Genomic DNA, 23489 nt, shown 5'->3' on the forward strand with positions numbered 1-23489 from the left:
GGCGGACTCCCGCAGCTCGGTGCGCTCGGTCTCGTTGGGCTCGCGGCCCTCGTCGGCGGTGAACTTGTCGACGGCCTGCTCGATCGCGGTGTTGAGGAAGAACGCGAGCACGGTCGGAGCCGGCCCGTTGATCGTCATCGACACCGAGGTCGACGGCGAGAGGAGGTCGAACCCGTTGTAGAGGGCCTTCATGTCGTCGAACGTCGCCACCGAGACGCCGGACGTGCCGACCTTGCCGTAGATGTCGGGACGCAGGTCGGGGTCGCGGCCGTAGAGGGTCACGGAGTCGAACGCAGTGGACAGGCGCTTGGCCTCGCCGCCCTCGGAGAGCAGCTTGAACCGACGGTTCGTGCGGAACGGGTCGCCTTCTCCGGCGAACATGCGGGCCGCGTCCTCGGTGTCGCGCTTGAACCGGAACACGCCCGCGGTGAAGGGGAAGAACCCGGGCAGGTTCTCGCGCCGCAGGAAGGAGACGAGGTCGCCGTGGTCGTGGTAGCGGGGGAGGCTGACCCGGGAGATCTTCGACCCGGACAGCGACTCGCGGAGCAGGTTCGTGTGGATCTCCTTGTCGCGGACGACGACGACCTGCTCCTCGCCGGAGTACGCCTCGACGACCCCGGGCCAGCCGGCGATCCCCTCGGCGACGGGTTGGGGGAGGTCGCTGCGGGCGTCCTTGAGGGCAGCCCGGATGTTCTCACCGTCCACCTCGGCGGCGACGGCCTCGAGCCGCTGCACGCGGCGGGCCTGCTCGGCGAGCGTCTCGGTCTCGGCGTGGTAGGCCCGGACGCCCTCGGCGATCTCGGCCAGATAGCGCACCCGCTCGGGAGGCACGATGGCGGCGAAGCCGGTGGAGACCTTCGTGTCGACCTTCGGCAGCACGCCCTCGTCGAGGCCGAGTCCCTCTTCGCGGAGCAGCCCCGCGAGGTGGTGGTAGAGCGCGGTCACGCCGTCGTCGTTGAAGGTGGCAGCAGACGTGCCGAACACCGGCATGTCGCCCGGCTGCTGACCGAACGCCTCGCGGTTGCGCACGAGCTGACGGCCCACGTCGCGCAGGGCGTCCTTGGCGCCGCGGCGCTCGAACTTGTTGATGGCGACGACGTCGGCGAAGTCGAGCATGTCGATCTTCTCGAGCTGCGACGCGGCGCCGAACTCCGGCGTCATCACGTACATCGAGCGGTCGACGAACGGGATGATGCCCGCGTCGCCCTGGCCGATGCCGGGGGTCTCGATGATCACCAGGTCGAAGCCGGACGCACGCAGCACGGCGATGACGTCGTCGAGGTGCTCGGGGTGCTCGTGGCCGCCACGGGTGGCCAGCGAGCGGAAGTAGACGCGGTCGCCGTCGAGCGCATTCATGCGGATGCGGTCGCCGAGCAGCGCCCCGCCGCCCTTGCGGCGGGTCGGGTCCATGGCGAGCACCGCGATGCGGAGCTTGTCCTGCTGGTCGGTGCGGAACCGGCGCACCAGCTCGTCGGTGAGCGAGCTCTTGCCGGAGCCGCCGGTGCCGGTGATGCCGAGCACCGGGACGTTCGAGGACTCGGCCGCGGCGTGGATCGCCGAGCGGAGCTCGTCGCCGAGCTTCCCCGACTCGGCGCCGGTGATGGCTCGGGCGATCGCGTCGCGATGACCGGCGAGGACGGTGTCGGCACCGGCTTGGTGGTCGGCCCACAGGTCGACGTCGCAGACCTCGACCATCTGGTTGATCATGCCGGCGAGTCCGTAGCGCTGACCGTCCTCGGGCGAGAAGATGGTGACGCCGGACTCGCGCAGGCGCTGGATCTCCTCGGGCACGATGACGCCGCCACCGCCGCCGAAGACCTTGACGTGCCCGGCGCCCTGCTCGCGCAGTGACTCGACGAGGTACTCGAAGTACTCCACGTGGCCGCCCTGGTACGAGCTCACCGCGACGCCCTGGGCGTCCTCCTCGAGCGCGGCCGAGACGACCTCGCTGACGGACCGGTTGTGACCCAGGTGCACGACCTCCGCGCCTTGCGACATCAGGATGCGGCGCATGATGTTGATGCTCGCGTCGTGCCCGTCGAACAGGGCTGACGACGTGACGAAGCGGACCGGGTGCTCGGGCTTGTAAAGATCAGGCGCAGACATAGGACATACGATAGTCGGACTTCCTAGTATTTGCTAGGCTGGGTCCATGACGTCAACGCGCACGCTCGACTTCGACCCGATCGAACGGGCCGGTGAGCTGTGGGGCGAGCGCATCGGCGACGCGACGGCGATGCGGTTGGCGACGTCGATCATGCGCGTGCAGCAGATGGTGCTCGCCGCCCTCGACACGGCGGTCAAGCCGTTCGGCATCACGTTCGCCCGGTACGAGGTGCTGGTGCTGCTGTCCTTCAGCCGGTCCGGCGCGTTGCCGCTGAGCAAGGTCGGTGAGCGGCTCATGGTGCACCCGACGTCGGTGACGAACCTGATCGACCGCCTGGAAGCCCAGGGCCTCGTCACCCGCACGACGGATGTCGCCGACCGCCGCCGCATCCTCGCCTCCCTGACGGCGGAGGGCAAGCGGGTGCTGAAGCAGGCCACGGCCGCCCTGAACGACATCGACTTCGCCGTCGGCACCCTCGACGCGTCCGACCAGGAGAAGGCGTACGACCTGCTCCGGAGTCTGCGTTCCGCGGATTTCGAATCCTGATCGGCGCACCATGGAGGCATCCGTTACGAGGGGAGTCGCCATGTCCACCGCGCGTCTGTTCACCATCACGACCGTCCTCACGATCGGTGCGTTCGTCGCCTGGGTCGTCAAGGGCGTCGTCATCGCCCTGGCCGGAGGACTGGGTCAGAGCCCGCTCGAGGGCCCGCTGTTCATCATCGGCCTTCTGCTCTACGTACTCGGGGTCGCGGCCATCGGTCTCGCCGTCACGGTCGGCCGCAGCACCGGTGTGAGAGTGCTCGGCGTGGTTGCCGCCGTGGCCATCGGCGTGCTGGTGACCCTCGGACTCGACGCGATCGTCGCCAGCATTGAGCCGGCCGACCCGCACTGGGTGTGGGAGGAAGCCCAGCTCTGGATCGTCTCCGGGGCCACGGCCCTCGGCTGGCTCGCGTGGCGCAACCGCACCGCGCAGGTGCCAGCCTGACTCAGTCGGCCGTCGTTCCGACGATGCGCGGTGAGTAGCTGGACCGCGTACCGTCCGCCAGCACTGACGCGATGTCGATGGAGTACCCCGTGCCCGGCTTGAGGCCGGTGATCGTCGTCGTATCCACGTCGCCGACCTCGACCTTCGTCCGCGTTCCGCTACCGATGCCGTAGTAGAGGCGGTACTTCGGCACCCCGGCCACCTTCGTCCACGTCAGGGTCAGGCTCGTTCTCGTCTGCCCCGTCACCGTCAGCTCGGATGGCGGCACGAGCGACACGGTGCGGACGTCGATGCGCGGTGAGTAGGACGACCGTGTGCCGTTGGACTTGATGGCGGCAATGCTGATCGAGTACGTCCGGCCCGGCTTGAGGCCCTTGAGCTTTGCCGTCGTGACGTTGCCGACCTCGACACTGGTTCGAGTCCCGGTACCGATCCCGTAGGAGATGCGGTACTTGGCCGCGCCGTCGACCTTCGTCCAGGCGAGCGAGATCGAGGTGACCGTGGTCTTGGTCGACTCGAGGTTCCGCGGAGCCCCGAACGGGGTCGACGTCACGACCGGGACCGTTTCGGCGCTCGTCGCGCGGCCGGGGGCATATCCGGATCGCGACGCCGTCACGGTCACCGAGATGTGCTTGCCGGCTTCGGCGGCGCTGGGCCGGAACGTGCTCCCGATGGCACCGTCGATCGCATCACCATCGGCGAGCCACTGGTACGCGAAGCTGCTTGGTTCGGGCTTCCAGTCGCCGGGTTGGGCGGTGAGGGTGGTGCCGACGCTGGGGTTGCCCGTGATCGAGGGCCCGTTCGCGCCTTGCGTGATCGGGAGCGCGCCGGACTCGTTGACGGTCGCCGGGTCGCTCACGCTCGTGGCCGTCGTGTAGCCGGGACGCGATGCGGTGACCTCGACGGTCAGGGCCTGGCCTGCGTGCGATGCCGTCGGAGTGAACTTCGCCGACTCGGCGCCAGCGATCTCCGTGCCGTCGGCGAGCCATTTGTAGCCGAAGGTGAGCGTCGCGTCCGTCTGACCCGACTGATCCCAGGTGCCGGGATCGGCGGTGATGGGTTCGCCGACGATGGCGTCACCGTCGAAGCTCGGCTTCGTGGTCGGGGTCAGCTGACCTTCGAGGATCGGCGCACTCTGCTCGGTCGTTGCCGAGGCGGGGGAGAACCCCGGCAGCGACACCTCCTCGCGGAACGAGAGTCGCTTGCCGATCATGTCCGGGGTCACGTCGTGGTGCTGCTCGGTCGCGCCCGGCACGTCGACTCCGTCGATGATCAGCTGGTAGCTGCGCTCCGGGGAGGGCATGTTCCAGGTTCCGCCGAGCACTCGGAAGTGGTCACCGACTCGAGTCGCGTTGTCGATGACCGGTTGCTCCTTGTTCGTGAACGTGCCCGCGACCACGGGATCCGTGCTCGCGCTCGCCGCCGTTCCGGACTCATAGCCCGGCCGACTGGCAGTGACGTCGACGGAGATCGTCTTGCCGACCTGCGATGACCCGATCGTGAAGGTCTCACGGTTCGTGTCCGCGATCGGGGACCCGTCGGCGAACCACTGATAGTCGAACTCGGTGGGCTCGCTCGACCACGAGCCCTGGTCTGCGGTGAGGGTCTCGCCGACCTGGGGCGTGCCGGTGATGATCGGTCGTTTGGTGTTGACGACCGGAGTGCCTTCGGCGGCGAGCTGCGCATCCTTTCCGGCGGTGGTCTCCCTCGCGACAACGGTGATGGGCTCGGCCAGGTCGAACGAAGAGTGGTCGTCCCACCACTCCGGGGCGTAGCCGGGGGCCAAGTCGAACGGACCATAGAACTCGAGGCGGTGCTGGCCCTCTGACAGGCCCGTCATTTCGTACGTGCCGTCCTCCGCAGTGAAGGCGATGTTGCCGAGCTCGTCCGGGTTGTCGGAGGGGTAGCCGAACACCGGTGCGTCGGCAACGGGCTCACCGTCGGGACCGGTCACCTTTCCGCTGATGCGAGCACCCGGCGACAACGCGGCGTTCTTGCCGGTGACCGTTTCTCCCAACCGGACCTGGAATAGGTCCTCGGTGCCGAAGACGCGATTGTTATCCCAATACTCGAGCGCCAGGTCGTCGTCGGGACCACCGACAACCGGCGGGTTGAATTCGAGCATGAACTGGCCCTCGGTCAGACCGGTGACCGCGAAGCTGCCGTCGCTGGCCGTGTCCACGTCCTTGTCGAACGTCCATCCGCCGGAGTCGTACCGGTAGGCGATGACCTGGGCATCGGCGACTCCGTGGTTGTCCTCCTCGGCCGTCACCCATCCGCGCACTGTGCCTCCGACGGCGAGCCTGGCGTTGACACCCGAGACGGCCGACGAGCCGAGCCGGATCTCCCGTGCGTCCTGGATCTCCTTCACGTTGCTCCAGTACTCGGCGGCGTACGTCTTCGACAGCGCTCCGAACCCCACGACGTAAGTGCCGCGGGGCACGGAGGTGAACGAGTAAGTGCCGTCCGATCGGGTCTTCACTTCCCTCTCGAACCAGTAGCCCTCGTCGTCCACCGAGTACAGGTCGACGGTGGAGCCGCCGAGTGCACTCCCGCTGGGCTTGGTGACCTTGCCGCTGATCGAGGTGCCTGCCGCTTGCGCTGGGCTGACGGTGAACAGCGAGCAGAGAACTGTGAAGACGACCATGCCTGCGAGCAGGCAGGACTGACGACCGGAAAGCCGTGACGACATGTTGGAGTTCTCCCCCGGGTGAAAGTGCGATTCGGATGAGAGAGTCCCACAGGTCTCTCAGGTGCGTGGGAGTTTCTGGGTATCCACTACTCAGTGGTTCACTGCACCGCTGGGAGCTCGCGCGCGAGGGCCAGCAAACCGAGGCCGAGCACGATGCCCAGGCCGATGCTGGTGAAGCTCAGGATGTTGTCGGTCGTGCTGAGCAGGTCGGTGACACCGGCGTGGTAGGCGATGTGGAAGACACCCAGCACGATGTTGGCGACCGCTGCGGCGATCACCACCTCGCGCGTCGGGCGCCACGCGCCGACGAGGCAGAGCGCCGCGATCGCCAGCAGGGCCGCGCCGAAGTCGGTGACCAGGTGCTCGTTGTACGGACCGTCAGCCGTCACCCAGCTGCGTCCGAGCGGGAAGTCGTCGTAGAAGTTGCGTGGGTTGAGACGGGCCAGGAGCCCAGTGGCACCGTTGCCGATCGCGAGCGCCACGAGGGCCACCCGCGCTGCCATCTCGTGCATCGCGTCAGCTTTCCAGCATTTCGGCGGCCCAGGCCTTCTCGGGCACGCCGAAGCCCTCGACGAGGGTGAGGAGGTGCGGGCGGAGCTTCTCGAGCATCGTGTTCACCTCGGCGGTGACGATCTTGGCTCGCTGGTCGCTGAGGCGGTTGTGGCCCATGAACCAGGCGAGGTCGTCCTCGATGGTGCTGAGCGCGTAGAGCGTGCAGACGTCGCGCAGGAGCTCCTGCGCCTCCTCGTCCTCGCACCGGCCGATGCCCGCGGTGAACGCCTCCAGAACGACCCGGTCGATGTGCACCTTCGCGCACCGGATGACGTGGTCCTGGGCGGCGTTGAAGATCGCGAACGCCTCCTCGTCGTCTGCGTTCGCGGCTCGCCGCAGGCGTCGGGCGGCGGTCTCGATGACATGCTCCTCGCGGTCCTCGAACATGCTCAGCTGGGTGCCGCGGTCGAGGAGGTCGTGCTCGTCGCTGCTACCGGGACGGGCGTCGATGAGGCGCTGGATGAGCTGCGCGGCCGCCGTGCGCTCCTTGACGACATCGGTCACGGTGGCGGCGGCGAAGCGCACCAGACCGACCGGGTCGAGGCCCCCGATCTCCGACGCGTACGACGTGAGCAGCTCCTTGGCCACGAGCTGCAGGAGCACGTGGTTGTCGCCCTCGAACGTCGTGAAGACATCGACGTCGCCGCGCAGTGTCACGAGGCGGTTGTCGGCCATGTAGCCGGCACCGCCGCACAGCTCGCGAGCCTCCTGGATCGCGCGGGAAGCGTGCCAGGTCTGTACGACCTTGAGTCCGGCCGCGCGACTCTCGAGCTCTCGTTGCTGCATCGGATCGGGGTCGTCGTCGATCTGCAGGCGGTGCATGCGCGCGACCAGCTGGTTCTGCGCGAACCGATAGGCGTACGAGCGCGCGATGAGCGGGAGCAGGCGTCGTTGGTGCACGCGGTAGTCGGCGAGCAGGATCTCCTTGTCGGGAGTCGGCCCGAACTGACGACGCTGCAGGGCGTACCGACCGGCCATCGTGAGCGCCACCTCGGCCGTCGCGCTGGCCGAGCCACCCACGCTCACCCGGCCGCGGATGAGGGTGCCGAGCATCGTGAAGAAGCGACGTCCGGTGTCGTCGATGGGCGAGGAGTACGCGCCGCCCTCGTCGACCTGGCCGTAGCGGTTGAGCAGGTTCTGGCGCGGGATGCGGACCTCGTCGAACACGATGCGACCGTTGTCGACACCGCCGAGCCCTCCCTTGTGGCCGCAGTCGGACGTGGTGACGCCGGGGAGGTCCTCGCCGTGCTCGTCGCGGATCGGCACCAGGAAGCAGTGGACCCCGTACGTCTCGCCACGGGTGATGAGCTGCGCGAACACCGCGGCCATCGAGGCGTGCATGCCGGCGTTGCCGATGTAGTCCTTGCGTGAGCTCGGCGTCGGGGAGTTGATGACGAATTCCTCGGTGGCCGGGTCGAAGGTGGCGGTCGTCTCGAGGTTCTGGACGTCGCTGCCGTGCCCGGTCTCGGTCATGGCGAAGCAGCCGACGAGGTCGAGGTTGATGAGATCGCGAATGTACGTGTCGTGGTGGTGCTTGGTGCCCAGGTTCTCGACGGCACCGCCGAACAACCCCCATTGCACCCCGGCCTTGACCATGAGCGAGAGGTCGAACTGCGCGAGCATCTCGATGCCCGTGACCGCCATGCCCGGATCGCCGCCACCGCCGTGCTCCTTGCCGAACCCGGACGCCGACATGCCGGTGGGCACGAGCTCCTTGAGCTGGCGGAACGTGCGCTCACGCGCCTCGGCGAGGCTGAGGTCGTGGTCGAAGGCCAGGTCCATCTGCGAGAGCTCGACCCGGGACTGCTCGCGCACGCGGCGCCACTTGCCGTCGAGGGCGATCCGCAGCTCATCTGACAGCGTCATGGGGGTCAAACTACTCGCGCCGGTCGGCGTCCGCACCGTGCTTCTAGGCTGGGCCCATGACCGCGCCAGTCACCGTCTCGATCACGCGCCACGTCGATCCGGCGCAGGAGGACCAGATGCTGGCGTGGCTGCGCGCCGGCGCGGAGCTGGCGGAGCGGTTCGACGGTTTCCTCGGCTCCGGATGGGTGCGGCCGGCGGTCGGGTCGAGCGAGTGGCACGTGCTCTACCGCTTCGCCGACCACGATGCGCTCGACGGCTGGATGTCGTCGGCCCAGCGACGCTGGTGGCTCGGCTCCGCTCAAGGGATCGTCGACGAGTCGCAGCTGGAGAAGCGGACCGGCATCGAGGGCTGGTTCGACGAGCCCGCGGACGTCGACGTGCAGGATCTCCGACCCGCGGCCGCGCCGCCGCCGAGGTGGAAGCAGATGGTCTCGATCTTCCTGGTGTTCCTGCCGCTGAGCCTGCTGGTCACCTACCTCGGGCAGGAGTTTCTGGCGGACCTCTGGATGCCGCTCCGGGTGCTCGTCTCGGTGCTCGTCATGACGCCCGTGATGATCTACGCCGCGCTGCCGTGGATCACCCGGCTGCTGCACGGCTGGTTGCACGCATGAGCGGCGCGCTGCTCGTCGCGGGCACGACGTCGGACGCCGGAAAGACCGTCCTCACCACGGCGCTGTGCCGCGCGTTCGCCCGGCGCGGGCTGCGGGTGGCGCCGTTCAAGGCGCAGAACATGTCGAACAACAGCATGGTTGTCGGGGGAGGCGCCGAGATCGGGCGGGCTCAATGGGTGCAAGCGCTTGCCGCGGGGGTCGAGCCGGAGGCGGCGATGAACCCGGTGCTGCTCAAGCCGGGCAGCGACCGACGCAGCCACGTCGTGGTGATGGGGCGGCCAGCGGGTGAGATCGCATCGTCCGAGTTCATCGGCGGACGCACGCACCTGGCCGAGGCCGCGTACGCCGCGTACGACGACCTCTCTGAACGCTTCGACCTCCTTGTGTGCGAGGGCGCGGGCAGCCCGGCCGAGATCAACCTGCGCGCCGGCGACTACGTGAACATGGGGCTGGCCCGTCACGCGGGGATGCCGGTGGTCGTGGTCGGCGACATCGACCGTGGGGGAGTGTTCGCCGCGATGTTTGGCACGGTGGCGCTGCTCGACGCGGCCGACCAGCGCCTCGTCGCGGGGTTCATCGTGAACAAGTTCCGTGGTGACGAATCTCTGCTGCGGCCCGGTCTTGACCGGCTCGAGCAGATCACCGGCCGACGCGTCCACGGCGTGCTCCCGTGGAGCCCGGATCTCTGGCTCGACTCCGAGGACGCGCTCGAGCTGTCCGGGCGTCGGTCGAGCGGTGAGGGCGCCCTGCGAGTCGCCGTCGTGCGGCTGCCCCGGATCAGCAACTTCACCGACGTCGACGCACTTGGCATCGAGCCCGACGTCGACGTGTCCTTCGTCTCGGAGCCGCACGCCATGGCTGGCGCCGACCTCGTCGTGCTACCCGGCACCCGCGCGACGCTGGCCGACCTCGCCTGGCTGCGCTCGCGCGGACTCGACCTGGCCGTGCTCGACCACGCCGACGCCGGCCGTCCGGTGCTCGGCATCTGCGGAGGGTTCCAGATGCTGGGCCGCACGATCAGCGATCCGGACGGCGTCGAAGGTGTGCGCGGCGCGGAGACCGCGGGGCTCGGGCTGCTCGACGTCACGACGACGTTCGACGCTGACAAGGTCCTGCGCTTGCATGAGGACGGTGGCTACGAGATCCACCACGGGCGTGCGGTGCCCGGAGACGTCGACGAGTTCCCCGGCGGGGCACGTGACGGCTCGGCGTTCGGGACCATGCTGCACGGCAGCCTGGAGTTCGACGCCTTCCGTCGCGCGTTCCTCACGGACGTCGCCGCGCTGGCGGGACGTGAGTACCGGCCGTCCGGCGTGAGCTTCGCGGTGGCACGGGCGGCGCGACTCGATCTGCTGGGCGACCTCGCCGAGAAGCACCTCGACGTCGACGCACTGCTGGCGCTGGCCCGCGACGGCGCACCGGACGTCCCCGTGCTCCCACCCGGCGCATGATTCTCGTCCTGGGCGGTACGTCGGAGGCGCGAGAGCTGGCGACGTTGCTCGATGCGGCGGGCGCACGGTTCATGTCGTCGCTCGCCGGACGGGTGGCGCAGCCACGGCTGCCGGTCGGTGCCGTTCATGTCGGCGGCTTCGGTGGCGTGCCGGGCCTGCGGTCGTTCCTGCTGGAGTACCGCGTCACGGCAGTGGTCGACGCGACCCACCCGTTCGCGCAGGGCATGACGGCCAACGCGGTCGCTGCCTGCTCGGCCGATGCTGTCCCGCTGCTGCGGCTCGAGCGTCCGGGCTGGTCGGACGCGCCCGGCGCCGACTCGTGGCACTGGGTCGACGACCACGACGCGGCGGCCGCCGCGGCCGCCCGGCTGGGCGAGCACCCATTCCTCACCGTCGGGCGGCAGTCGCTCGACCACTTCGTCGGGCCGCTGGCCGATCACCGGACGCTGGTCCGGGCCGTCGACGAGCCTGACCGCCCGCTGCCGGCGTCCTGGACGCTCCTGCTCAGCCGCGGCCCCTACCTTCTCGACGAAGAGCGCGCGTTGTTCGAGGATCACGAGGTCGACGTCATCGTCACCAAGGACTCCGGCGGCTCCTACACCTGGCCGAAGATGCAGGTTGCCGCCGAGCGCGGTGCTGCGGTGGTCATCGTCCGCCGGGGACCGGGGCCGCAGGGCATCGCTGTCGTCAGCGACCCTCAGGCGGCTGCAGCCTGGGTCGTGGCGGTGTCGGACGGCGGACGGCGATGACGGCGGCGACCACGAGGGCGGTCGCGCCGACGAGATCGGCGAGCCGGACGGACCGGCCGATGTCCGCGGTCTCGACGGGCCGTCCGTCGCCGAGGGTGTGACGGTCCTCGATGCGGTCGCGGTAGGTGTTGACGCCGCCGAGCTGGACGTCGAGCGCGCCCGCGAAGGCGGCCTCGACCGGGCCCGCATTCGGGCTCGGATGGTGTGGCGCATCTCGGCGCCACACCTCTACGGCACGTCTCGTCTCTCCGCCGACGAGCGGTGCGAGCACGGCGGCGAGAAGGGCAGAGAGCCGGGCGGGGACGAGGTTGAACAGATCATCGAGCCGCGCGGACGCCCACCCGAACTTCTGGTAGCGGTCGTCGCGGTGCCCGACCATCGCGTCGAGCGTGTTGGCGGCGCGATACGCGACCATCCCCGGGATTCCTGCGACGGCGCCGGCCAGCAGTGGTGCGACGACTGCGTCGGAGGTGTTCTCGGCCACCGACTCCACGACGGCGCGAGAGACCTGGCCCTCGTCGAGAGCCGCGGTGTCGCGACCGACGAGGTGGGTCAGGCGTCGGCGGGCGGCCGGGAGGTCGTCGGCCGCGAGATGGTCGTGAACCGCCCTGGCCTCCTGCCCCAGGCTGCGTCCGCCGAGCACCGCCCAGGTGACGACAGCGGTGGCGACCGTCTCCAACCATGGTCGTCCGCGGACCACGCGGGCAACGACGGCTCCGGCCGCAGCTGTCCCACCGACCAGCACGGTCGTGTGGGCAGCACCCGTGACCCTGTCGTCGGTCCAGATGCGCTGCTCGACGTCGTGGGCGAAGCGGCCGAACGCGGCGACGGGGTGCCCGTGGGCCGGGTCGCCGACCAGCCGGTCGGCCACGAAGCCGGCGACGAGCCCGGTCGCGCGCTCGCGCATGAGCCAGCCTCCTCACCCGACGCCGGAAAGCCGATATCGTGACCCGAGGGTAGGCCCCCGACGGCGGCGAGGTGGCATGAAGGTCTTGGTGACGGGCGGTGTGCGCTCGGGCAAGTCGTTCCACGCGGAGTCGTTGCTGCTCATGGAGCCGGGGGTCACGTACCTGGCACCGGCCCCCACGTCCGAGGAGGAGCGGGACCCCGACTGGGCGGCCCGCATCGAGGCGCACCAGGGACGCCGCCCGGGTCATTGGGAGACGCTGGAGACGCGCGACCTGGCCTCGGCCATCAGGGAGGGTGATGGCGCCCTCATCATCGACTCCCTCGGCACCTGGCTCACCTCGCAGATCGACGAGCTGGACGGCTGGAACGCGATTCGGGAGGAGTGGGAACGGGTCCTGCTAGCCCGCCTCGACGATGCCGTGGACGCGCTGGCGCGCACCAAGCGAACCGTCGTGCTGGTGACGAACGAGGTCGGCATGGGCATCATCCCGGAGCGGCGGTCCGGTCGGATCTTCGGCGATCTCCTTGGCATCGTGAACCAGCGCTTCGCGGCGGAGTGCGATGAGGTCCAGCTCGTCGTCGCTGGTCGCGCCCTGACGCTCTGACCGGCGTCAGCCCTCTTCCAGCCGGGCCCGCAACCGATCGCGGCGGTTGCGCAGCTGCTCGAGCACGGCCTCGTCCTCGGCGGCCTGGGTGAGACCGCTGGCAGCATCGGCACCGTCCGGCGTCTCCTCCGCGTGCCGGTCCTGCTTGGTCAGAGACGCGATCAGCTGCTCGACGCGCTCCAGCTCGCTACGGGTTTCGGCGTCGTCGGTGCTCATGTCTGTGACGCTACGCCGACACCAGAACGACCGCCAGACAGACCTCGATGCTCGCACCGTGGATGTCGCCGGTCACGCCGCCCAGCCGTCGGACAGCGCGGCGCACGAGCAGGCCGACGACGACGGCGGCCACCGCGAATCCGATCGCCATCCGCCACCAAGAACCGCCCGTGTAGTGGAGCACGACGGCCGCGATGACGGCTGCCGCGAGCCAGGCCATCACGGCAATCGGCCGAGGGACGCTGTGCGCCGTGGCGGCACCGAGCCCGTCCGGGCGGGCAGCCGGAACGCCACGGGCGCAGGTGATCGTCAGAGCCACCCGAGAGAGGCACACGAGCGCTCCGGCCAGGCCGAACCCGGCACCGGATGCGGCCATGACCCCCATGCCCACGGCCTGGGCGCCGAGCACGACGACGATCGCGGCGACTCCGGCGGGTCCGGCCGCGCCGGACTTCATCACCTCGAGTGAGCGTTCGCGGTCGTAGGAGGCGGTGAGGGCATCGGCGGTGTCGGCGAGCCCGTCGATGTGGAACGCCCGGCTGCCCAGCGCCAGCGCGCCGACACCGAGCAGTCCGTAGACCAGCGGATGCAGCCCGAGCTCGCGACCGCCCCACAGCACGAGCGCGACGAGGAGGCCGAGCGGCAGCACGGCCACGGGCGCGAGCACCATGGCCAGGCCGGCGGTGTCGCGGTCGACCTGCTTGGGGGGACGGACCGGGATGGCCGTCAAGGTGCCGACCGACATCCGCCAGGCGTCCGGCCATCGACCAGCCACCGGTTCAGCCCAGGTCGAGGTCGGCGAGCAGCGCGACGTCACGCAGCAGCAGCGCGGCCGAGCGGACGAGTGGGACGGCCGCGACGGCGCCGCTTCCCTCGCCCAGACGCATCCCGACATCGAGGATCGGATCGAGCCCCAGCTTCTCCAGCGCGAGCGATTGCGCAGGTTCGGTGGAGCGGTGCCCAGCGACGAACCAGGCATGTGCCCCTGGTGCCAGCCGCTCGGCCATCAACGCGGACGCCACCGAGATGACGCCGTCGAGCAGCACCGGGACGCCGGCGCGCGCTGCCGCGGCCATGAATCCGGCCGCCGCGGCAATGTCGGGACTGCCGAGCGCGGTGAGGGTGTCGACCGGGTCGTCGGCACGGTCGCCGGCACGATCCAGCGCCGCCTGCACGATCTCGATCTTGTGCGCCAGCGCCACCTCGTCGACGCCCGTCCCGCGGCCGGTGACCTCGGCTGCCGGCAGGCCGAGCGACGCCGCGATGAGCGCGGCCGCCGGCGTGGTGTTGCCGATGCCCATGTCACCGCTGATCAGCAGCTGAGCGCCCGCGGCGATCTCCTCGGCCGCCACGACGGAACCCGCATCGAGCGCGGCCTGAGTCTCGGCGGACGTCATGGCGTCCTCGACGTGGATGGCGCCGCTGCCGGGCCTGATCTTGAACGCCTGGACGGCCGGGTCGACGCCGGCGAGGTCGTCGTCGACGCCGATGTCGAGCACCCGCACGGTGACCCCGTGCTGCGCGGCGAGCACCGAGACGCCGGCGCGCCCGGCCAGGAAGGTGCGCACCATCGCCGGCGTGACCGCCTTGGGATAGGCCGAGACACCGTGATCGGCGACCCCGTGGTCGCCGGCGAAGACCACGAGTCGGATTTCTTCTACGGCCTTAGGTGGCACGGCCCCCTGGGTGGCGGCGACCCAGATGGCCAGGTCACCGAGGCGTCCGAGCGCTCCGGCCGGCGTGGCCAGTCCGGCGAGACGCTCCGCGGCTTGCTCGCGCGCCGCGCCCGACGGCCCTTCGACAGGCTCAGGGGTCGGGGTGCCGGTCACAGGCTGGCGGCGAGGTCGCGCCGAGCGACGGCCGACGCCTCGCGCTCGTACAGCCTGCCGACCAGGCCGGTGAGCACGACGCCGATGCCCGCCCACATGGTGGCAAGAGTCAGCAGGGATGCCACCCGGAAGTACCAGAGCGTGTCGGCCGGGAAGTCGCCCACCTCGTTGACGGTCGGCAACAGCACGGCGGCGACGATTACGACGAACAGGTAGCCGCCGGCTGCGACGAGCACCGCGCGGTAGGTGCCGATCGAGCCGAGGAGGCGCTGCGCGAGCATCACGGCACCGACGGCCGCCAGGATCGAGAGGCCGAGCAGGCCGAAGTACTCGAGCGTGCGACCGCCGATGGTGTCCTCGTTGCCGACCGCCGGTGGTGTCGCCGGGTACTTGAGGAACGGTACGAGGCTGACCGCCACGAAGCCGATCAGCGAGACGAGAGCGGTGGACTGGCTCGGCCGGAGGCGTCCGATCCGTCCGACAGCGAATGCCGAGACGAGCCCGACGACTCCGCCCAGTGCGATGCCGATGGCGAGGGTTCCGGTGGCTAGCCCCCAGGTGGACTGGTTCTCGCGGGAGACCTCGGTGCCCGGATTCTCTTCTTCATGAGTGTGGCCGTCCGCCTCGTGCTCGGGTGCGGCCGCCTCCTCGACGGCGATGGCGGCGTCGACCTGCGGCTCACCGACGGTGTAGGCGACGGCGAACGCGAGGATGCCGGCGATCAGGCCCGCGAGCAGCCCGCGGACCAGGAAGTTGCGTGGAGTCATCAGTGGCAGGGGAAGCCGAGCAGGTGGCGTCCGTCATGGACCCACTCGTGGACGGCGTTGCCTGCGGGGATCGAGACGACACCCTGGTCGGCGCTGATGAAGAACAGCACGACAGCGGCGGCGAGGAAGACGAAAGCCGCCCACGGGGCGAGCTGGGCGACTGGAATCGAGGGGACCTGGACCTCGGGGCCGGTGGCGATGGATGCCTGTGACATGTGTGCTCCTGACGGGATACGTGCGTCCCAGAGTGGATGGCCACCAGGCCTTCGGGTCTGACTTCACCGCAGAAGCGGTGTCACAGTAGCGCGACTGTGCCGGAGTTCCACCGGCTTCCTCGTGCCTGGCGAGTTCATCCTAGACGTCGGAGCGGGCGTGCGGTCAATCCCCCAGGTGCATTCCGAAGAAGTCGGTGATCCGTGTCCATGCGTCCTCGGTGGCCGGCCCGTCGTGATGGAGTCCGACCACTTTCTCGAGACGAGTGAACGGACCGAACGGGCCGATGGGATGCCGGTTCATGAAGGAGTGTCCGACTCCCGGGTACTCCTTGACGTCGTGCACCACGTCGGCCTCGGTGAGTGTGGTCTCGAGCTTGGTGGCAGCGTGCCGGAGGGCAAGGTCCCTGGCTCCGTAGCTCGCGACGATCGGACATGCGCCCCGGAGGACGTTGGCGGCGTTCTTCGGCAGCTTGCCGTAGTTGGGTGCCGACGCGTCGAAGCCGCGGGTTGCCGCGAGGAGGGCGAAGCCGCCGCCCATGCAGAACCCGATGACTCCCACCTTCCCAGTGGAGTCCGGGTTGTCCGCGACGAACCGCCGGGTCGCCTCGATGTCGCCGAGAGCCGGACCGGTCCCGGACAACATGGCGGCGAACGTTCGGCGAAGGCAGCGCAGTGCACCACCGGCGGAGAACAGGTCGACAGCCACCGCAAGGAATCCGTGCTGGGCGAGCCGATCGGTCTGGTGCCTGATGTCGTCGTTGAGGCCGAGCGCTTCGTGGATCACGACGACCCCGGGCCACGGGCCCGTCCCCTCCGGCCGGGCGAGGTATCCGCGCAGCTGGTCGGTTGAGACGCCGTTGGGCACGGTGATGTTCATGGCAGGCCTCCGGGTGCAGGGGTGATGGAGCCGTTGGCCGGCAGCTCTGGTGGGGTGCGGGTCAACGTCGCCACGGCGAGGGCGATGGCGTCGCCGTGGCTCACCGCGACGGTGTGGGCTGGATGCTTCGCATCGATGACACATTTCACTCGGGCGAGGACATCGACGACCTCTTCGTCGAGACCTTTCTCCAGCAGCAGGGGCTCGGTGACGACGTCGAGGCCGAGGCGCTCGCCGATGATGGCGGCCGTCTCCTGAGCACGGACGGCCGGTGAGCTGAGCAGTCGCACGACACCGCGACCGACCAGAGCATCCGCGGCCACGGACGACTGGGCCCGACCGAGGTCGGTGAGCGGCGGCGACAGCTCGTGACCTTGCATGCGGTCGATGAGGTTCCACGTGGACTGGCCGTGGCGGACCCAGAGGATCATGCGTCCCCCAGCAGATCGAGGGCGGCGACGTCGCCGATCACGGTGACCGCGGGCGGACGGATCCGCGCGTCCTCCGCGGCCCGCGCGATGCCGGCGGCATCAGAGCGGACGACGTGCTGGCTCGGCAGGGCGCCGTCGGCGACGACGGCCGCGGGGGTGGCCGGGTCGAGGCCGCCGTCGACCAGTGCATCGGTGATCGCCCCGAGGGTGCGCACGCCCATCAGGACGACGATCGTCGACCCGGCCCGTGCGAGTGCGGCCCAGTCGACCGTCGAGTCGGGGTGGCCGGGCGGCACGTGGCCGGACACGACGGTGAACGCCTGGGTGAGCCCGCGCTGCGTGACCGGGATCCCGGCGACGGCGGGCACGGCGGTCGCTGAGCTGACCCCCGGGATCACGCGTGCCTCGATACCGGCGTCGGCGCAGGCCAACAGCTCCTCTCCGCCGCGGCCGAAGACGAACGCGTCCCCTCCCTTGAACCGGACGACGTCGTTCCCGGCCTTCGCGTGCTCAACGAGCAGCCGGTTGATCTCGCCCTGGTCGGTGGAGCGACCGCCGGGCACCTTGGCGACGTCGATGATCTCGGCATCAGGTTTGGCCCACCCCAGCGCTGCCTGGGGCACGAGGCGGTCGGTGAGGATGACGTCAGCCGCCGCGATAGCGTCGCGCCCGGCGACCGTGACCAGACCCGGGTCGCCGGGGCCTCCGCCGACGAGGGTGACGACCCCCATGTGCTCGCCGACCCTCACTGGGCACCCTCCGTTCGAAGGACCGCGAGCAGCTTGCGGGTGGTGTCAGGACGACGCACGGCGATGCGGACCCAAGCAGTGTCGAGGCCGGGGAACGTGTCGGCACGGCGTACGGCGTATCCCGCAGAGCGAATCCGGGCGTGCACGCCCTCGCCGACGCGGGCCAGCACGAACGGGCCGGCCGGATCGGCGACGACCTCGATGCCGAGCTCGTTGAGTCCGTCGACCAGCACCGTGCGGTGCTGGATCAGGCGGGTGGCGCGGGCGGCGGACTCGGCGACCGCCTCCTCGCCGGCACACGCGACCATCGCGGCTGCGGCGGTGGTGGAGACGGACCAGGGCGACTGCTGCTCGCGCAGCTGGGCGATGAGGGCGGGTTCGGCCAGGACGTAGCCAGCGCGGACCCCTGGGATCGACCACAGCTTGGTGAGGCTGCGAATGACCACGACCCCGGGGATGCGGGCCGAGGACAGTGAGTGGTGCTCGCCGGGCAAGGAGTCCATGAACGCCTCGTCGACGACGAGAACGCGGCCGGGTCGGGCCAGGGCGCGCAGCGTCGACTCCGGGTGCAGGACGCTGGTGGGATTGGTCGGGTTGCCGACGATCACGAGGTCGGCGTCCTCGGGCACCAGGTTCGGATCGAGGGTGAAGCCCGTGTCGGCGTCGAGCAGCATGTGCTCGGGCGGATGCCCGGCCACGGTGAGGGCGACGCCCGGCTCGGTGAACTGCGGATGCACGACGACCGGTCGGGTCCAGTCGCGGGCCCGAGCGATCAGCGCGAAGGCCTCGGCCGCGCCGGCGGTGGCCAGCACCTCCGACGGGTCGCGCCCGTGACGTCGGGCCAGCGCCGCCTCGGCCTCCCCGGGGTGCGGGTAGCTGCCGACGTCGTCGAGGCTCGCGCGCAGCGCTGCGTCCAGCCACTCCGGCCGTGGCCCGTCGTGCACGTTCACCGCGAAGTCGACCAGCCCGTCGGCCAGTTCGGCGTCACCGTGATACCGAAGTGGGTTGGTCGTTTCGACAGGCTCAACGACCGTGTGCTCTCGCAAGTTCACGGCCATTGAGCCTTTCGAAATGGCAGGGACCGTCGCGTGGGCGGCGGCGGCGAAGCAGCGTGCCATGTCGGGTTGGCCGGCCCAGTGGGTGTGGAGGTAGGAGGCGTGGAGGGTGTCGGTGGCGATGTCGCCGGCGGGCTCGACCACCGTGCGGTGGAACTCGTGTCCCCTGATCTCGGTCCCGGCCGTCGCAAGAAGATGGTCCTTGGGTGTGATCACCGTTCGGTAGGCGAGCGTGAGCTTCGGGGTCATGTGGGCATCGGCGTCGATCGCCCCGACCATGGGCGCGCCGTCGACGGTCCGGCAGAGATAAAGCAGGCCGGCGCACTCGGCGACGGTCGGGACGCCCGCCTGCACGGCTTCGAGCAGCGCCGCACGGAGTGGCGCGTTGGCTGACAGCCCGGCGGCGTGGACCTCGGGGAACCCGCCGCCGAGGTAGAGGCCAGCCGTGCCCTCGGGAAGCGCCTCGTCGGTGAGCGGGTCGAAGGTGACGACCTCGCACCCGGCCGCGGCCAGCAGCTCGGTGGTCTCGGCGTAGCGGAACGTGAACGCCCGTCCACCGGCCACCGCGACGACAGGTCGACGATCGGAGGCAGGCTCGAGGTCCGGGGTCCACGGGGAGTCGTCGAGATCAGGCGCCTCGCGCGCGAGCCGCGCGATCTGCTCGAGATCGATGGCCCCGGCGATGCGGTCGGCCAGTCGGTCGAGTGCGTGTGCGGCGTCGTCGCGCTCGGCGGCGGGCACGAGTCCGAGGTGACGCGAGGGGGCGACGATGCCGTCGTCGCGATGCAGCACGCCGAGCACCGGAAGTCCGGTGGGCTCGAGCGCGCGGCACACCTCGTCGGCGTGCCGCTGCGAGCCGGCCTTGTTCAGGATCACGCCGACGACATCCACCGTCGGGTCGTACGTGACCATGCCTTGCACGACGGCGGCGATCGAGCGGGACGCATGCGAGATGTCGACGACCAGCACGACCGGGCTGCGCGTCACGGTGGCGACGTGCGCGGTCGAGGCGAACCCGTTGCCTCCGATCTGCCCGTCGTACAGGCCCATGACGCCCTCAACGATCGCGATGTCGGCGCTCTCTGCACCGTGGAGCAGCAGCGGCTGGAGCCGCTCCTCGCCGACCAGGTGCGGGTCGAGGTTGCGGCCGGGGCGTCCGGTGGCGAGGGCGTGGTAGCCGGGATCGATGTAGTCGGGGCCGACCTTGTGTCCGGAGACCTCGTGGCCGGCGCGCCGCAGCGCTGCCATCAGGCCGGTGGCCACCGTGGTCTTGCCGTGACCCGACGCCGGGGCGGCAACGACAAGTCGAGGAAGGCTGACCGCAGCCCTGTGACCTTTGCCTACCATTCGATGCCCCGTTGCCCCTTCTGGCCGTGGTCGAACGGGTGCTTGACGTGCCGCATCTCGGTGACGAGGTCGGCGATCTCGACGAGCTTGGGGTCAGCGCCACGGCCGGTGATGACGACGTGCTGGTGCCCGGGCCGCTTGGCGAGAGTCTCGACGACGTCGCCGACGTCGACCCATCCCCACTTCATCGGGTAGGTGAACTCGTCGAGGACGTAGAGGTCGTGACGCTCGTCGGCGAGGCGTCGCTTGATCTCCTGCCAGCCCTCGGCCGCGTCGGCCGCGTGGTCTTCGTCGGAGCCCACCTTGCGCGACCACGACCAGCCCGAGCCCATCTTGTTCCACTCGATCGGGCCACCCGCGCCGGTCTCGTCGTGCAGCTCGGCGAGACGTTCGAGCACGGTCTGCTCGCCGATGCGCCACTTGGCCGACTTGACGAACTGGAAGACGCCGATGTCCCAGCCCTGGTTCCACGCGCGGAGGGCCAGGCCGAACGCGGCCGTCGACTTCCCCTTGCCGTTGCCGGTGTGCACCATCAGCAGCGGCTGGTTGCGGCGCTGCTTGGTGGTGAGCCCGTCGTCGGGGACGGTGAGCGGCTGGCCCTTCGGCATCAGGCTGCTCCCTTGATCGCACCGGTGAGCGCTTCGGCGCTGACCTCGCCGAGCGGGACGTACTCCGCCCTGAGCTGGTCGGCCAGCTCGTGGGCGAGGCCCATGCGGAACTTGCCGGTCTCGCAGTCGACGACGACGCTCGCGACGCCGGTGTCGGCGAGATGTGCGGCCATCTCGTGGGCGCGGGCGAGCGGATCGTCACCGTGAGTGGCGCGTCCGTCGGTGACGACGACCAGGAGAGGACGACGGTGCGGGTCGCGGACGTGCTCGAGCCGCAGCGTCTCGGCGGCCTTGAGCAGACCTTCGGCCAGCGGCGTGCGCCCTCCGGCCGGGAGCTCATCGAGGCGGGCGGCAGCGATGTCGATCGACGACGTGGGCGGCAGCGCGAGCGTTGCCTCGCCGGAGCGGAAGGTGACGAGGCCGACCTTGTCACGTCGCTGGTAGGCATCGAGGAGCAGCGAGAGGATCGCCGTCTTGACCTGCTCCATGCGCCGGCGAGCGGCCATCGAGCCGGACGCGTCGACACAGAAGAGCACGAGGTTCGACTCGTGGCCCTCGCGGACGGCGACCCGCAGGTCGTCGGCCCGGAACGCGATGCGCCGACCGTCGCGCGCGCGATTGCGCTGGTGCGGCGCGGCCGCGCGGATCGTCTCGGTGAGGTGGATCGAGCCGGTGCGGACGCCGGGACGCTCGGCGCCGATGCGGCGCCCGTCCTCCGTCACCGCTCGCGATCGGTGCCCGGACTCCCCGGCGCCCGTACCCGCGACCGTGAAAAGCCGCGGCCGGTACGGCTTGCCCGGCGCGTCGACCGTCACATCCTGCGCGCCCGACTCGCCCCTTGAGCTTGTCGAAGGGGGCTTCTCGTCAGGTTCCGACCCTTCGACAGACTCAGGGTCCGTGTGGTCGGGGGAGTCCTCGAGCGGCGAGCCGTCGTCGTCACTCGGAGGCGGTGGTGGAGGTGGCTCGGGCTCGTCGTCGTCGAGGATCTGGTCGAGCAGGTCCTCGTCGATGCCGGGGGCGTCGAAGGGGTTGCGGCGGCGTCGGTGCGGGAGGGCCAGGCGGGCGGCGGCGCGGACGTCCTCCTTGAGCACGTCCGTGCGGCCGTTCCAGGCAGCATGGGCGGACGCGGCGCGGGCGGTGACGATGTCGGCGCGCATCCCGTCGACGTCGAACGCGGCACAGATCTCGGCGATCTTGGTGAGTGCCCACGTGCCGAGCACGACCTCGCCGACGAGCTTCTGCGCGACCTGGATGCGATCGGTGAGCTCGGCCTCGTCGTCGGCGAAGCGGGCCGCGAACCCGTCCGCATCGGCCTCGTACGCCAGCCGGCGCTTCACGACCTCGACGCGCAGGGCCGGGTCGCGCGGCGCCGACACCTCGACCGTCAGGCCGAACCGGTCGAGCAGCTGCGGGCGCAGCTCGCCCTCCTCGGGGTTCATGGTGCCGACGAGCACGAACTGGGCCGCGTGCTCGATCGAGACACCGTCGCGTTCGACCGTGGAGCGTCCCATCGCGGCGGCGTCGAGCAGCAGGTCGACGAGGTGGTCGTGCAGCAGGTTGACCTCGTCGACGTAGAGGATGCCGCGATGTGCACGGGCGAGGAGCCCGGGCTCGTAGGTGGTGACGCCCTCGCTGAGCGCCTTCTCGAGGTGCAGCGAACCGAGCACGCGATCCTCGGTGGCGCCGACCGGCAGCTCGACGAGGCGGACGGGCCGGCTCTCGGTCGGAGCATCGGCGACGAATGGGCCGTCGGGCGAGAGCGGATGGGTCTCGCGCGGGTCGGTGGAGAACCGGTCGCCCGAGATCACGTCGATCGGCGGCAGCACGGACGCGAGGCCGCGAACCATCGTCGACTTGGCCGTGCCCTTCTCGCCGCGCACGAGCACACCGCCGACGGCAGGCGAGATGGTGGTCAGGGTGAGGGCGAGCGCCATGTCATCGGCTCCGACGACGGCGCTGAAGGGGTAGTGCTGTGGCACGTGGGGCTCCCGCCTGTACGCCATGGATCAGCCGAGGCCGGTCTTCGGACTTCCCGGATTCTCTCCGGGTCACCGCAGCGGGCCCTGTGCCGGATTCGCACCGGCTTCCCGATTCTCCCCGTGATGCAAGGTGGGGCACCTCGTGCTGTTGGTCGGCTTCAGGCTACCCCTGCATCGAGACACGCGATGAAGCGATCGGCATCCGAACGCCTGCGCAGCCGGACGACGGCGAGGTGTGGGTGCGTGCCCTCGAGCGGCGGGACGAGCTCGCGGAGCAGGTGGCGCGTGCGCCAGGCCCAGCGCAGGATGTGCTCGGGGTCGGTGAACACGGTGTGCAGCGGGGCCTCCTTGTTGCCGTTCCAGAGCTCCTCGTCCCGGAGGCGTCGCGTCACGGTGCGCCGCACGACGCGCATCATCGTCACTGGCGTGGCCACGTCCAGCCACACCATCGTGTCGGCGCGATCGGCCAGCAGCTTGCGTGCCTCGGGGTACTGCCACTCGGACACCCAGGCATCGGCGGAGCTGAACGTCTCGACGTCGGCCATGAACTCCTGCCGTGGCGTCCAGGCCGGGCCGTGGTGCAGGGCGTCCATCTCGGTGACGGGGAGCTTCAGGGCGATGCCGATGCGCCGGGCCAGCGTCGTCTTGCCGGACCCGCTGGCCCCGGCCACGACCACCCGCCGGGGACGGTGCGGAAGGGGATCCTCGGTACTCAGCACCGAGTCATCCTAGGGCGCGTCTCCCCACCCGGTCCGGGCTCGCGGCGCACCGCTCCCTTTCCGAACCGGGTGGGGAAGAGACACGCCCTGGGGCAGCGGTAGCCTCGGGCCTCATGGAGAAGGTGGTCGTCGTCGGCATCGGAGCCGACGGGTGGTTCGGGCCGGTG

Annotated in this window: 23 protein-coding genes and 1 riboswitch; of the genes, 6 read left to right on the forward strand and 17 right to left on the reverse strand. The window is 70.2% G+C overall.

Annotated elements, in window-relative coordinates; translation table 11 throughout:
• The coding region (locus tag ACRDPN_RS02030) for a methylmalonyl-CoA mutase family protein (RefSeq protein WP_431445659.1) at positions 1-2106 on the reverse strand (2106 nt) is incomplete at its 3' end.
• Positions 2107-2152: 46 nt separating this feature from the next.
• Here ACRDPN_RS02030 and ACRDPN_RS02035 point away from each other — a divergent pair.
• Both ACRDPN_RS02035 and ACRDPN_RS02040 read left to right on the forward strand, forming a co-directional pair.
• Entirely contained in the window at positions 2153-2653 is a 501-nt protein-coding gene (locus tag ACRDPN_RS02035) for a MarR family winged helix-turn-helix transcriptional regulator (RefSeq protein WP_431445660.1), read from the forward strand.
• 40 nt (positions 2654-2693) lie between these two features.
• The gene (locus ACRDPN_RS02040) at positions 2694-3095 is read left to right on the forward strand and encodes a hypothetical protein (RefSeq protein WP_431445661.1); all 402 of its coding nucleotides are present in this window, start codon (positions 2694-2696) and stop codon (positions 3093-3095) included.
• Position 3096: 1 nt separating this feature from the next.
• Here the strand turns inward: ACRDPN_RS02040 and ACRDPN_RS02045 are convergent, their stop codons facing one another.
• The 3 genes from ACRDPN_RS02045 to ACRDPN_RS02055 form a co-directional block, all read right to left on the reverse strand.
• On the reverse strand, positions 3097-5787 hold the full coding sequence (locus tag ACRDPN_RS02045; RefSeq protein WP_431445662.1) for a fibronectin type III domain-containing protein: 2691 nt from the start codon (positions 5785-5787) through the stop codon (positions 3097-3099).
• 98 nt (positions 5788-5885) lie between these two features.
• The gene (locus tag ACRDPN_RS02050) at positions 5886-6299 is read right to left on the reverse strand and encodes a hypothetical protein (protein WP_431445663.1); all 414 of its coding nucleotides are present in this window, start codon (positions 6297-6299) and stop codon (positions 5886-5888) included.
• Positions 6300-6303: 4 nt separating this feature from the next.
• The gene (locus ACRDPN_RS02055) at positions 6304-8205 is read right to left on the reverse strand and encodes an acyl-CoA dehydrogenase (protein WP_431445664.1); all 1902 of its coding nucleotides are present in this window, start codon (positions 8203-8205) and stop codon (positions 6304-6306) included.
• A 56-nt stretch (positions 8206-8261) separates the two neighbouring features.
• Between ACRDPN_RS02055 and ACRDPN_RS02060 the strand changes: the two genes are divergently transcribed.
• From ACRDPN_RS02060 to ACRDPN_RS02070, 3 genes are read left to right on the forward strand one after another with little or no spacing between them, the layout of a single operon-like run.
• A complete protein-coding gene (locus ACRDPN_RS02060) occupies positions 8262-8816 on the forward strand; it encodes an antibiotic biosynthesis monooxygenase (protein WP_431445665.1) in 555 nt (184 codons plus the stop codon).
• The gene (locus tag ACRDPN_RS02065) at positions 8813-10267 is read left to right on the forward strand and encodes a cobyric acid synthase (protein ID WP_431445666.1); all 1455 of its coding nucleotides are present in this window, start codon (positions 8813-8815) and stop codon (positions 10265-10267) included. The genes ACRDPN_RS02060 and ACRDPN_RS02065 overlap by 4 nt, the downstream gene beginning before the upstream one ends.
• A complete protein-coding gene (locus ACRDPN_RS02070; protein ID WP_431445667.1) occupies positions 10264-11016 on the forward strand; it encodes a cobalt-precorrin-6A reductase in 753 nt (250 codons plus the stop codon). Before ACRDPN_RS02065 ends, ACRDPN_RS02070 begins: the two co-directional genes overlap by 4 nt.
• Here ACRDPN_RS02070 and ACRDPN_RS02075 read toward each other — a convergent pair.
• Complete coding sequence (locus ACRDPN_RS02075; RefSeq protein WP_431445668.1) at positions 10955-11923, reverse strand: cobalamin biosynthesis protein; 969 nt, start codon at positions 11921-11923, stop codon at positions 10955-10957. The genes ACRDPN_RS02070 and ACRDPN_RS02075 overlap by 62 nt on opposite strands.
• A 76-nt stretch (positions 11924-11999) precedes the next feature.
• Between ACRDPN_RS02075 and ACRDPN_RS02080 the strand changes: the two genes are divergently transcribed.
• Positions 12000-12530, forward strand: coding sequence for a bifunctional adenosylcobinamide kinase/adenosylcobinamide-phosphate guanylyltransferase (locus ACRDPN_RS02080; protein WP_431445669.1), 531 nt, complete (start codon positions 12000-12002; stop codon positions 12528-12530).
• Positions 12531-12536: 6 nt separating this feature from the next.
• On the opposite strand, the gene ACRDPN_RS02085 is transcribed toward ACRDPN_RS02080, so the two are convergent.
• From ACRDPN_RS02085 to ACRDPN_RS02140, 12 genes are all read right to left on the reverse strand, one after another.
• Entirely contained in the window at positions 12537-12746 is a 210-nt protein-coding gene (locus ACRDPN_RS02085) for a hypothetical protein (RefSeq protein ID WP_431445670.1), read from the reverse strand.
• 10 nt (positions 12747-12756) lie between these two features.
• Entirely contained in the window at positions 12757-13521 is a 765-nt protein-coding gene (locus tag ACRDPN_RS02090; RefSeq protein ID WP_431445671.1) for an adenosylcobinamide-GDP ribazoletransferase, read from the reverse strand.
• Between the two features lie 4 nt (positions 13522-13525).
• Positions 13526-14575 carry a nicotinate-nucleotide--dimethylbenzimidazole phosphoribosyltransferase gene (gene cobT / locus ACRDPN_RS02095; protein ID WP_431445672.1) on the reverse strand — a complete coding sequence of 350 codons (1050 nt, stop codon included), beginning with the start codon at positions 14573-14575 and terminating at the stop codon, positions 13526-13528.
• Positions 14572-15342: a CbtA family protein gene (locus ACRDPN_RS02100; protein WP_431445673.1), complete on the reverse strand. Its 771-nt coding sequence runs from the start codon at positions 15340-15342 to the stop codon at positions 14572-14574. Before ACRDPN_RS02100 ends, cobT begins: the two co-directional genes overlap by 4 nt.
• Positions 15342-15557 (reverse strand): CbtB domain-containing protein, encoded by a 216-nt coding sequence (locus ACRDPN_RS02105; protein WP_431445674.1) that lies wholly within the window; start codon positions 15555-15557, stop codon positions 15342-15344. Before ACRDPN_RS02105 ends, ACRDPN_RS02100 begins: the two co-directional genes overlap by 1 nt.
• A gap of 163 nt (positions 15558-15720) precedes the next feature.
• Positions 15721-16434, reverse strand: a complete 714-nt coding sequence (locus tag ACRDPN_RS02110; RefSeq protein WP_431445675.1) for a dienelactone hydrolase family protein — start codon at positions 16432-16434, stop codon at positions 15721-15723.
• Positions 16431-16865: a histidine phosphatase family protein gene (locus ACRDPN_RS02115; protein WP_431445676.1), complete on the reverse strand. Its 435-nt coding sequence runs from the start codon at positions 16863-16865 to the stop codon at positions 16431-16433. Before ACRDPN_RS02115 ends, ACRDPN_RS02110 begins: the two co-directional genes overlap by 4 nt.
• Positions 16862-17596 carry a uroporphyrinogen-III C-methyltransferase gene (gene cobA / locus ACRDPN_RS02120; RefSeq protein ID WP_431445681.1) on the reverse strand — a complete coding sequence of 245 codons (735 nt, stop codon included), beginning with the start codon at positions 17594-17596 and terminating at the stop codon, positions 16862-16864. Before cobA ends, ACRDPN_RS02115 begins: the two co-directional genes overlap by 4 nt.
• A gap of 14 nt (positions 17597-17610) precedes the next feature.
• Positions 17611-20016, reverse strand: a complete 2406-nt coding sequence (locus ACRDPN_RS02125) for a cobyrinate a,c-diamide synthase (RefSeq protein ID WP_431445677.1) — start codon at positions 20014-20016, stop codon at positions 17611-17613.
• Positions 20010-20624 (reverse strand): cob(I)yrinic acid a,c-diamide adenosyltransferase, encoded by a 615-nt coding sequence (gene cobO, locus ACRDPN_RS02130; RefSeq protein WP_431445678.1) that lies wholly within the window; start codon positions 20622-20624, stop codon positions 20010-20012. The genes ACRDPN_RS02125 and cobO overlap by 7 nt, the downstream gene beginning before the upstream one ends.
• Complete coding sequence (locus ACRDPN_RS02135) at positions 20624-22603, reverse strand: putative cobaltochelatase (protein ID WP_431445679.1); 1980 nt, start codon at positions 22601-22603, stop codon at positions 20624-20626. Before ACRDPN_RS02135 ends, cobO begins: the two co-directional genes overlap by 1 nt.
• Before the next feature lie 19 nt (positions 22604-22622).
• Positions 22623-22761: riboswitch (cobalamin riboswitch) on the reverse strand.
• Positions 22762-23322, reverse strand: coding sequence for an AAA family ATPase (locus tag ACRDPN_RS02140; RefSeq protein WP_431445680.1), 561 nt, complete (start codon positions 23320-23322; stop codon positions 22762-22764).
• Positions 23323-23489: the final 167 nt, after the last annotated feature.

The sequence above is a fragment of the Aeromicrobium sp. genome, assembly GCF_050700635.1.
GTDB lineage: Bacteria > Actinomycetota > Actinomycetes > Propionibacteriales > Nocardioidaceae > Aeromicrobium.